This is a genomic window from Bacteroides luhongzhouii, assembly GCF_009193295.2.
GTDB classification, from domain to species: Bacteria; Bacteroidota; Bacteroidia; order Bacteroidales; family Bacteroidaceae; genus Bacteroides; species Bacteroides luhongzhouii.
This window is the reverse complement of sequence record NZ_CP059973.1, coordinates 2,678,797-2,690,222: the sequence shown is the minus strand read 5'-3', so window position 1 is coordinate 2,690,222 and position 11,426 is coordinate 2,678,797. Positions and strand designations below refer to the sequence as shown.

Sequence of the window (11,426 nt, the reverse complement as noted above, 5' to 3'; positions counted from 1 at the left end):
CATGAAACACAAATCATTTCTTTTCATATTTCTACTGGCTGCATTGTCTGTTATTAAGATACAAGCATCCGAACGCAAAAAATACAATTTCAACAGCGAATGGAAGCTGCAGATAGGAGACTTTCCTAAAGCCAAAGACACTAAATTCGACGACAGTAAATGGAAACAAGTGACTTTGCCTCATGCCTTTAATGAAGATGAAGCATTCAAACTTTCCATCGAACAATTGACAGATACAGTGGTATGGTATCGCAAGAGTTTCCGGATTCCGGAACTGAAAAGTAATCAGAAAGTGTTCGTCGAATTTGAAGGAGTACGCCAACGCGGAGATTTCTATCTTAACGGGCACTATCTGGGCAAACACGAAAACGGTGTTATGGCAGTAGGGTTCGACCTGACCCCGCATATCAAAGAGGGTGAGAACGTGATTGCCGTTCGCACCGACAACGACTGGATGTACAGAGAAGAAGGAACTGACTCCAAGTTCCAGTGGAACGACCGTAATTTCAATGCCAACTATGGTGGTATTCCTAAAAACATCTTCCTGTACGTTACAGATAATGTGTATCAGACTCTTCCCTTATATAGCAACCTGAAAACGACAGGCATATACGTCTATGCCCAAGACTTCGATATCCAAGGACGCAAAGCTACGATTCATGCCGAATCGGAAGTCAGAAATGACAGTAAGGCTCCCCGGCAATTCAGCTATCAAGTGACTGTACTTGATGCAGACGGTAAACTAATGAAAACTTTCCAAGGTGATAAAGTGACTTTGAAAGCCGGAGAAACTAAAACGGTAAAAGCATCTGCCACCCTCCATAATATTCACTTCTGGAGTTGGGGATATGGTTACTTGTATACGGTAAAAACCGCTCTGAAAGATGACAACAATCAGGTATTCGATGAAGTCAGTACCCGCACCGGTTTCCGCAAAACACGCTTTGCCGAAGGAAAGATATGGCTGAACGACCGTATTATCCAAATGAAAGGATATGCGCAGCGCACCAGCAACGAATGGCCGGCAGTAGGTCTGTCTGTACCTGCTTGGTTGAGCGATTTCTCTAATGACCTAATGGTGAAAGGAAACGCGAATCTGGTTCGCTGGATGCACGTTACTCCGTGGAAACAGGATGTAGAATCCTGCGACCGTGTAGGTCTGATACAGGCAATGCCTGCCGGAGATGCTGAAAAAGACTGTGAAGGACGTCAATGGGAACAACGGGTAGAGTTGATGCGAGACGCGATTATCTACAACCGGAATAATCCGAGTATCCTGTTCTACGAATGTGGTAACAAAGCCATCAGCCGCGAACACATGATAGAAATGAAAGCTGTCCGCGACAAATACGACTCGTTCGGCGGACGTGCCATCGGATCACGTGAAATGTTGGATATCCGCGAAGCGGAATACGGCGGCGAAATGCTATACATTAACAGAAGCGAACATCATCCGATGTGGGCGACCGAATATTGCCGTGACGAAGGTCTAAGAAAGTACTGGGATGAATACAGTTATCCTTTTCACAAAGAAGGTGACGGACCACTTTATAAAGGCAAACCAGCCACTGATTATAACCGTAACCAAAACGAGCTTGCCATCACCATGATAGCTCGCTGGTATGATTATTGGCGTGAGCGTCCCGGAACGGGTAACAAAGTCAGCTCCGGCGGTACTAAAATTATCTTCTCCGACACTAACACTCATTACCGGGGTGCGGAAAACTACCGAAGAAGTGGAGTGACGGATGCGATGCGTATCGAAAAAGATGCTTTCTACGCACATCAGGTAATGTGGAACGGATGGGTAGATACGGAAAAAGACCAGACCTACATCATCGGGCACTGGAACTACCCGGAAAATACGGTAAAACCTGTGCAGGTAGTCTCTACCGGAAAAGAGGTGGAACTTTTCCTGAATGGTAGCTCCCTGGGTAAAGGCAAACTCCAATACAACTTTCTCTTTACTTTCGACAACGTAGCCTTCATACCGGGCAAGCTGGAAGCTGTCAGCTACAATAAAGCCGGGAAAGAAATCAGCCGCTATGCTGTAAATACAGCCGGTGAGCCTGCCAGTCTGAAACTTACCGCTATTCAAAACCCTGAAGGCTTTCATGCAGACGGTGCGGATATGGCATTGATACAGGTGGAAGTGGTAGATAAAGACGGAAAACGCTGTCCGTTGGACAACCGTACCGTTCAGTTCACCCTCAACGGTCATGCGGAATGGCGTGGAGGTATTGCCCAAGGTGAAAACAATCATATTCTTGATACAAACCTTCCGGTAGAATGTGGTATCAACCGCGCACTGATCCGTAGTACGACGACCGCCGGAAAAGTAACTCTAACAGCACAAGCTAAAGGACTTCCGACTGCCACTCTCGCATTGGAAACGGTGCCTGTAAAAGTGACTGAAGGTTTGAGTACCTATCTTCCGCAGTCTACCTTGAAAGGCAGACTGGATAGAGGCGAAACACCTTCTACTCCTTCTTACAAAGACAGCAAAAAGAGCGTACGAATCGTTTCGGCAAAAGCCGGTTCCAACAATGATGATAATGAAAAAAGCTACGATGATATCGAACTGACCGAATGGAAGAATGACGGTAAACTAAGCACTGCATGGATTACCTATACATTGGAAAGAGAAGCCGAAATAGACGATATATGCATCAAACTGCAAGGATGGCGTTCACGAAGTTACCCGCTGGAAGTATATGCCAGCAACACCTTGATTTGGAGCGGAAACACGGATAAAAGCCTGGGATATATTCATCTCGATGTAGAAAAACCCATACGTGCCAACACGATAACCATCCGCTTAAAAGGAAACACCAGTGACAAAGATGCTTTCGGACAGATTATCGAAGTAGAGGCTAAGGCCACCAATAAAATGGAACTGGAAAAAAACAGTAGCAGAAACCAGTTAAGAATCATCGAAGTAGAGTTTCTCGAAACAATCAAATAAATCGTTTTCAACAAGTATTAAATTTCTCACACGATGGAATCTTTTCCACTATTCACACCACGCTGATAAACCGATGGTGCTACCCCAAACTGTGCTTTAAAGCATTTGCTGAAATAGAAAGGATCACTGATGCCTACTTTGTAAGAGACTTCCGCAACCGTCAGATTATCTTCTGACAGCAACAACTCCGCCGCTTTCTTCATTCGCACTACACGCAAATATTCATTAGGCGAATATCCTGTTACACCGCGCAATTTCCGATAAAAGACAGTTCGTCCCAACTTCATAAGCTGCGCAAACTCGTCAATAGAAAATTCCGGACGGACAAGATTCTGTTCGAGAATGGTAGCCAAGCGGTCTGCAAATTCTTTATCCCGGTCGGTAGTACACATAGCCGGACGCACAATACCAGGTTCGCTGGAGAACTTCTCACGCAATTTATCCCGCTGCTCGATCAAACGAAATACACGTGCCACCAGCAGTTTAACACTGAATGGTTTTGCGATGTATGCATCCGCACCTGCCTCAATTCCTTCCAGATGCTTTTCCGGTGAGTTCAACGCGGTCAGAAGAATAATGGGAATATGACTCGTATCAAAATCCGTTTTTAGTTTCCTGGTCACTTCAAATCCGGTCATACCTGGCATCAGAACATCACAGATTATCAAATCTGCATCATACGTACGGGCCTTTTCAAATCCGGATGTGCCGTCGGCAGCCACTTCTACTTCAAAGTATGCACCAATTTCTTCCCGTAGAAACTCACGAATATCATTATCATCTTCAATAATCAGCACTTTCCGTTTATTCAAAGGAGCAGCCATCTTTTCCGGATCAGGGAGCTCTTCTGAAAGCTGTAACAAATGATGTGCATGACCATCTGCCTCTTTCAGCAATACGTTGCCCGCAACAAGGAAGTCTTTCTCCGAATACACCGTCTTATCTGTCGGAATACATACGGTAAATACAGAACCGCCACCTTCATTGTCTTTATACTCAATCGTACCTTTATGCACCTGCACCAGTTCGTAGCTCAAATGCAGACCGACCCCAATACTGTCACCAGAGAAATTACTCTGTATAAACCGCTTGAACAGTTCATTCTGTTTCTCTTTAGGAATCCCCACTCCCGTATCCGAAACCTGAATCTGCAATATTTGTTTCCCTTCGTCCACATTCACCGAAAGAATAATCGTTCCGTTGGAAGGGGTATATTTAAATGCATTTGAAAGCAAGTTATAAGTCACCTTATCCAAATTCCCTTTATCAATAAACATCTTATAAGATGGCACCGAAGGCAAGAAACGGAAGTTCATATTCTTCTGTTCCGCCACGTCACCGAAGCTCAAGAATATTTCATAAAGGAAAGAGATGACATCTGTTTCCTCTAAAGAAAGCGCCAGTTTATTATTCTGCATCTTTCTGAATTCTAGCAACTGGTTGATGAGCCTCAACATGCGTTGCGTGCTCTTATCCATTGTTTTCAGAGGATATATCAATTCGCGCGGAATATCCGTAACACGCTGGATTTTCTCCAAAGCTCCCTGGATTAAGGTAAGCGGAGTACGGAATTCATGAGAAATATTGGTAAAGAAGACCAGCTTATATTCAGTCAGTTGCTTCTCTACGTTAATACGGTTACGCAAACCATTAAAGTTCCGGACGATACGAAAAGCAAAATACAAGGCTACCATCAATAACAGAACATAGCACAGCATTGCCCAGGTAGTCTTCCAAAACGGTGGGACGATTACAATCTTCAATCTAGTCTCGCTGTCGTTCCACATACCCGATCCATTGCTGGATTTGACATGCAGTACGTAGGTTCCCGGATTCAGGTACTTAAAGGAAGCGAAATTCAGTGGAGAAGGAGCACTCCATCCCTGGTCATAGTTTTCCAGCCAATACATATATTTCGTATGTCCGCTATCCGAATAGTCGAAAGTGGAGAAATCTATCAGGAATGAGTTTTGAAAATATTTCAGCGTAATTTCATCCGAATAAGCAAGAGACTGTTTTAATGGAGAATCCTCCATCTGCGGATTCATCTGGGTTCCATTGACGTACAAATCAGTGAAAACAACCGGAGAAAACGTTTCACTATCTTGTATCTTTTCAGGGTCGATCACAATTAATCCATAGTTCGTACCAAAAAGCAATTTCCCGTCTTCACGCATACAGGCACTATTCTCGCTATACACATTTCCTAAAGTATAGGAAGAAAAGAAATAGTTCTCAAAAGAATGAATGGATGGGGTGAACTTGGAAATTCCATATTCGGTCGCTACCCAAAGGGTTCCTTTTTTATCTCCCAGAATAGACTGGATCACATCGTTGACCAACCCTTCGGAAGTTCCGTAATGCTCATATTTCAATGAACGATAGTTGTCCTGCGGCGTACAGAGGTTCAGTCCCGAACCGGAAGTACCAATCCACATACGTCCTTTCGTATCACGATAGATACATTTGATTTCATTACTGCAGAATTTTCCGTTTGTATAACTGAAAAGATGATAATTATCACCATCTGCAATCAATGAGTCCGGATGAAAGATACAAATCCCCTCACTGGTTCCTACCCAGACCATTCCGTTTTCATCTTCTTCTATCACACGCACCATCCTCATTCCGAACGTTTTCTGGAAGAAATGCCGGAATTTATATTTCCCGTCAGAAGTAGGTTCAGCCAATTCGAGTCCTCCGCCGAATGTACCCACCCACATACGGTCTTTGCGATCGCGATAAATAGCAAAAACGTTATTATCCGACAATGAAGTCGGGTCGGACGGGGTATTATGATACCAGATATCTCCCACCTTCAATCCATTTCCACGGGTTCCTGTCCACATCCGTCCCTGGCGATCTTCAGCGATTGCATAAATATTGGAATGGAAATATTGATTCGTCATTTTCGACTGAAGATTCGCGTCAAAGGTATAAAGTCCGCCTTTACGCGTACCTACCCAAATATCGCCATTAGACCTCTTGGTCAGCATACGGATGGTATTCGAACGGTCGAACAGTTCACGGGACTCGGGATAGATGCGGGAAGTTCCTTCATTCAACACTGAAATGCGGGATAAACCCGAATATTCCGAAGCGACCCAGATGCCACCGGCACGATCTTCCATAACATACTGCAGGAAATCCGAACTGATATGACTTTGATCGTTGATGTTGGCAACGAAATGTTCCAGCTTATCTTCGGCTGTATTATAAGCAAAAAGACCATTCCCATAGGTAGAAATCCAGATTATTCCCCGGGAATCATGTACGATATGATAACGCTCGAAGTCGATGTAGCTGATCTTGTCCTGAGGGATCAACTGGAAATCTTTACTTTCACCGGTTGTGGCAACCACATAGGTGAGGCGTCCAGTATGATTATATATCCAATAGTCTCCGTGGTTGTCGCGAATCAGTTCGCCCTTTTTAATATTCAGACGAGGATCAGCAGCTACTTCTCCGGTCGTAAAATCATAAATATATACTCCGGTCGTAGTCAGAATCATCCATTTATCTTTCAACAAGAAATTTCCGGTAGGCGATGTCTGCCCTGCAACGGTTGAAAGGGCAGCTAGCTTCTGCATCTTCTGCGTAGCCGAATGGTAATAATAAATATCTCCATCTACCGTAAGGAAATACATGTCATCCTTATAAGCCAGAGAAGAAGTGAAATGAATCAATCGGTCTTCTATCCGGTATTGTCCGTTGGAGACAGAAACCAATCCGCATTGAGTGCCGATCCAGATACGTCCACTGGCATCTTCATTCACGAATTTCACCCGGTTGTCCGGCAGGTTTCCACATTCTGTTCTGAATACGGTGGATGTCATTTCACCGTTTTTCTGATGCACCATACGTCGGCAACCATTGCCCTGATGTGATAACCACACGTCTCCGTTGGCTGTAACGAATACAGCAGAATAATTCTGCCTTAACTCGCCGCAACCCGTGTAATCAACAAAACGGGCACGTTGCAAATCATAACAGCTATATAGTTCAGGTGTAGTGGAAATCCATAAAAAAACATCTTTATCTTCTGTGAGATCGTAAATCCGATTGTCTGCCAAAGACACTTTATCTCCGGCTTCCGGACGAAAGGTCAGGAAAGAGTTACCATCATAACGACTTAATCCGTTCAAGGTAGCCAGCCACAAAAAGCCTTTGCTATCCTGATAGATGTATCGGATAGAGTTGTTGGGAAGACCGTCACTAGTTCTCATTTGTGTAGAACGAAGCTCTATTGCACTATAGGAATTCAGTACAAAGCTAACAAGGAAAGTGAAGACTAAAAGGTGTCTTTGCGTCATATAGATTCCAAGATTAATGATAAATGTTGAACAAAAATAATCAAGATAGTTGAGATAATAAAAGAAACCCTCCATTAAATAGTAGGAAGTGAAAATGCCAAAGGTCCATTATTAGCATTTCTTAGGCGCGGATTACACGGATAACGCGGATTTTTTATTCTTAAATCTGTGTAATCCGTGTAATCCGCGCCTAAAAAAAAATTACAGACTGATAGAATTACCTGAAATTCAATCCATATGGAATACTTCCGGCAAAGGAATGGATACCGGCGAGTTGTCCGGATTCACTTCCATGATATCCGCCATATAGTCCCACCATTTCTGTACGATTTCCGTATTGCCTAAATCCTGCGAACCTGCTCCCCCTTCCATTTTTTGGATATCATCCAGCCAAAGAGTGTTATGCTGCGGACGGTTGCGTGCAAAAGTTCCATCTGCCAGACGATACTCTTTATTAATGATGAAATCAAAATAATTACGTATCAGCTCATCTACAGGAAGCGAGGAATCTTTCAAACGGACTTTCACCATCGCCGCACATACAGCTCCCGCGTCATCCAATGCGTGTGGGGTGAGGATTTGAAGTAACTGCGGGTCCGTTGTACCCTTTTCTTTATAAACACGCTTAAAATGCGGTGCTACTTCGACCAAAAAACGAGAACGATTCTGTACATAATCCATATAGCGTGCGTCGCCTGTAGCTTCGGATGCCGCTATCAAGGCAGAGTAAGTCACTCCCCATTCATAACTAGCCAGTCGGAAAGCACCACGTTCCAGTTGCGCCTCCTCTCCCATCGTAGTATAATCGATAATTACCTTACCCGTATTCTTGTCTACCACACGGGCGGGAGTCTCCTTATCTATATAAGCAAATACACGGTCAACATCTTTCTTTACCTGTTCCGGTGTCAAATCACCATACGTGCCCTGATAAGCAGGTTGCAATAAATGCAAAGGGGTGTTTGAGTCATTCACTACAGTCTTCTTTTTCTATGCGCTGACAGGCAAAGCTATCAGCAACGAAGCAATGGCTATGATACGAATATTCATATTTTATTTTTTAGGTATTTTACATCCTCTGAATATGGTTCCCTGCAAATCCGGTCCAAAGTAGAATCCCAGTTGTGTCGGCTGGTTGTAGGCTACGTTTTGGGTAGCGATACTGATGCGATAAACAGGATCTTCCAAAAAGGTGTGGAAGCGGTAATCAGTGGGAATGGTGGAGACATAAAGGCGCAAAGCGGTATTATCCACTGTGCGCAACAGCACTTCTTCCCGCCAGACAGCCATATTACATGACAATCCTCTGACACGGGCTTTCACCACTTCTCCTTTTATATTTCTTATTCCTCCAGAAGCAAGAGACCACATTTCAACGCCCGCTTGGGTCGGATCAATATCAGCCGCCATGCAACGCCCGACATCTGTACTATCTTTTATCTGAAAAAGTATTTCTCCGGTTGCCGCATCTCTGTACGTACTTCCGTCACGCTTGTTTTCGTGGCAGTCCCACACTTGCAACCCTTTGCGGGAAGGATCAAAATGAGTCAGATGAATCGCGTCTCCATGTCCCATCTTCGTTGTGTACAGACCTTTGCCGTTATGATCGATGGCACACGAGCCGTAGATAATCTCATCGCATCCGTCACCATCTACATCACCTACCCGAAGGTTATGATTACCTTGTCCGGCATAATCTTCACAACCGGGATGGTTACTGTCGAAAATCCAGCGTTCTTTCAGTTCCTTTCCATTCCAGTCGTATGCTGCCAATACTGTACGGGTATAATATCCACGACACATCACAACACTAGGATGAATGCCATCGAGATAAGCAACGCAAGCCAAAAAGCGGTCACTACGATTACCACGATTGTCTCCCCAATCCATTAGATTTCCTCTTCCCGGTACGTAATCAATCGTTTGCATCGCTTCTCCTGTCAATCCGTTGAAGACAGTCAGATATTCCGGTCCGGTCAAAATACGTCCCTGTTCATTCCGATAGTCAGCTTGCGCATCTCCAATCACTTTTCCTTTTCCGTCCACTGTTCCGTCGGCGGTTTTCATTACTACTTCCGCTTTACCGTCACCATTGAGGTCAAACAGCATAAACTGGGTATAGTGTGCACCGGCACGTATATTGCGTCCCAGATTAATGCGCCATAAATGTTTCCCGTTTAATTTATAACAATCGAAATATACCTCTCCGGTGTAACCGTCATGCGAATTATCGTGTGCGTTCGACGGGTCCCATTTCAAGATAATCTCATATTCCCCGTCGCCGTCCACATCGCCGATACTAGCATCATTAGGAGCATAGAAATAACTTTGTCCGGTTGGAATCGTACCGTTTTCAGGACGATTCAGCGGGATGTTCAGATAACCTGCCGGAGCATCGGACGGCAGTTGATAACAGCTTTCCGTTTTTGATTTGATAGCTTTGACGGTATAAAGTACGGATTCCGTACCTTTATATATGTCCTGAAAGAAAGTCGCATTTCTTACCGGATGCTTGTTTAGCTTTTCACCATTTCTATAAACATCAAAAGATTCGTCCATCGGATCGGAGGACAGATAACGCCAAGACACGGCAACGGTAGATGGATTCTCTCTGATGGCAATCACACCGCGTCCCAAATGTTCGCGTTTTAGTTTCGAAAAGTCATAGTTCGGCTGCGCCACTACAAAAGCAGCTATCAGACACAGACTTAAAAAAGCACTTATGCATTTCATAGTTTTATCGTTAATCAATTTACAACACAAAAGTAAGTGGCACAGCCTACTTATAAAATAGAATATTGTACAGATCTATGTAGAAATCATCATATAGCCTACTTTTAAACCATATTATAACTACCCGGTGAACAAAAATGAATATATCTGAACGGAAATCCATTGAAAAAGAAAAGTGCGTCCCTTATCTTTGCCAATGAAAATTAGAATGACCCCCCAATTAATAAAACAGAATTATTTCACCATGAAGAAATCACTACTCTCATTCTTTACAGTAACCCTTCTTTGTCTTATGACAGGAAAGCCGGTCATGGCACAAGAGTTACCTGCACAAAAAGAGACTTTAGAGACTATCGTAAAAGTAAACGACTATTTTATGAAAAAGTATGCCGATTACACATTGCCTTCTTTCTTTGGCAGAGTTCGTCCAAGCAATATATGGACGAGAGGCGTATATTATGAAGGATTAATGGCTCTGTATGGCATTTACCCGCGTGAGGATTATTATAAGTATGCCTACGATTGGGCTGATTTCCACAAATGGGGAATGAGAAACGGCAATACGACCCGTAACGCAGATGATCATTGCTGCGGACAAGTTTATATCGACCTTTATAATATGTGTCCGTCCGATCCGAATATGATCCGGAATATAAAAGCAAGTATCGATATGGTAGTCAACACTCCGCAGGTGAACGATTGGTGGTGGATTGACGCTATCCAGATGGCAATGCCAATCTACGCAAAGTTTGGAAAAATGACCGGTGAACAGAAATACTACGATAAGATGTGGGATATGTATTCTTATACTCGTAACGTGCACGGAGAAGCCGGAATGTATAATCCTAAAGATTGCTTATGGTGGCGCGATCATGATTTTGATCCTCCTTACAAAGAACCGAATGGAGAGGATTGCTACTGGAGTCGTGGAAATGGCTGGGTATATGCAGCTCTTGTACGGGTATTGGATGAAATCCCTACTAATGAAACACATCGTCAGGACTATACAAATGATTTTCTCGCTATGAGCAAGGCACTTAAAAAATGTCAGCGTGAAGATGGTTTCTGGAATGTGAGCCTTCATGATCCGACGAACTTCGGAGGCAAAGAGACTTCCGGAACAGCGCTGTTTGTATACGGTATGGCTTGGGGAGTGCGCAACGGATTACTCGACCGCAAAGAATATCTTCCCGTCCTTTTAAAAGCATGGAACGCTATGGTGAAAGATGCAGTACACCCGAACGGATTCCTGGGATATGTGCAGGGAACAGGCAAAGAGCCTAAAGACGGACAGCCGGTTACTTATAAGAGTGTGCCCGACTTTGAAGACTACGGAGTCGGTTGTTTCCTGCTTGCCGGAACAGAAGTTTATAAATTAAAATAACATAGACAGTTTTTTCATTAGGTTTAAAGAT

Annotated in this window: 4 protein-coding genes and 2 pseudogenes; 2 read left to right on the top strand and 4 right to left on the bottom strand. The window is 43.8% G+C overall.

Features of this window, described 5'->3' with window-relative positions; translation table 11 throughout:
* Position 1: 1 nt before the first annotated feature.
* Positions 2–2,965 carry a glycoside hydrolase family 2 protein gene (locus tag GD631_RS09585; protein WP_143258013.1) on the top strand — a complete coding sequence of 988 codons (2,964 nt, stop codon included), beginning with the start codon at positions 2–4 and terminating at the stop codon, positions 2,963–2,965.
* A 26-nt stretch (positions 2,966–2,991) separates the two neighbouring features.
* Here GD631_RS09585 and GD631_RS09580 read toward each other — a convergent pair whose 3' ends face one another.
* The 4 genes and pseudogenes from GD631_RS09580 to GD631_RS09565 all read right to left on the bottom strand — a co-directional run bounded on the left by GD631_RS09580 (position 2,992) and on the right by GD631_RS09565 (position 10,011).
* Positions 2,992–7,278, bottom strand: a complete 4,287-nt coding sequence (locus tag GD631_RS09580) for a hybrid sensor histidine kinase/response regulator transcription factor (RefSeq protein ID WP_143258012.1) — start codon at positions 7,276–7,278, stop codon at positions 2,992–2,994.
* A gap of 228 nt (positions 7,279–7,506) precedes the next feature.
* Positions 7,507–7,656, bottom strand: a pseudogene (locus tag GD631_RS09575) (L-rhamnose mutarotase); the annotation flags it as partial.
* A pseudogene (locus GD631_RS22430) lies at positions 7,657–8,328 on the bottom strand (glycoside hydrolase family 88 protein); the annotation flags it as partial.
* 3 nt (positions 8,329–8,331) lie between these two features.
* Positions 8,332–10,011, bottom strand: a complete 1,680-nt coding sequence (locus tag GD631_RS09565) for a rhamnogalacturonan lyase (RefSeq protein WP_143258011.1) — start codon at positions 10,009–10,011, stop codon at positions 8,332–8,334.
* A 244-nt stretch (positions 10,012–10,255) separates the two neighbouring features.
* On the opposite strand from GD631_RS09565, the gene GD631_RS09560 reads away from it, so the two are divergent.
* Positions 10,256–11,395 carry a glycoside hydrolase family 88/105 protein gene (locus GD631_RS09560; RefSeq protein WP_143258010.1) on the top strand — a complete coding sequence of 380 codons (1,140 nt, stop codon included), beginning with the start codon at positions 10,256–10,258 and terminating at the stop codon, positions 11,393–11,395.
* The last annotated feature ends 31 nt before the right edge of the window (positions 11,396–11,426 follow it).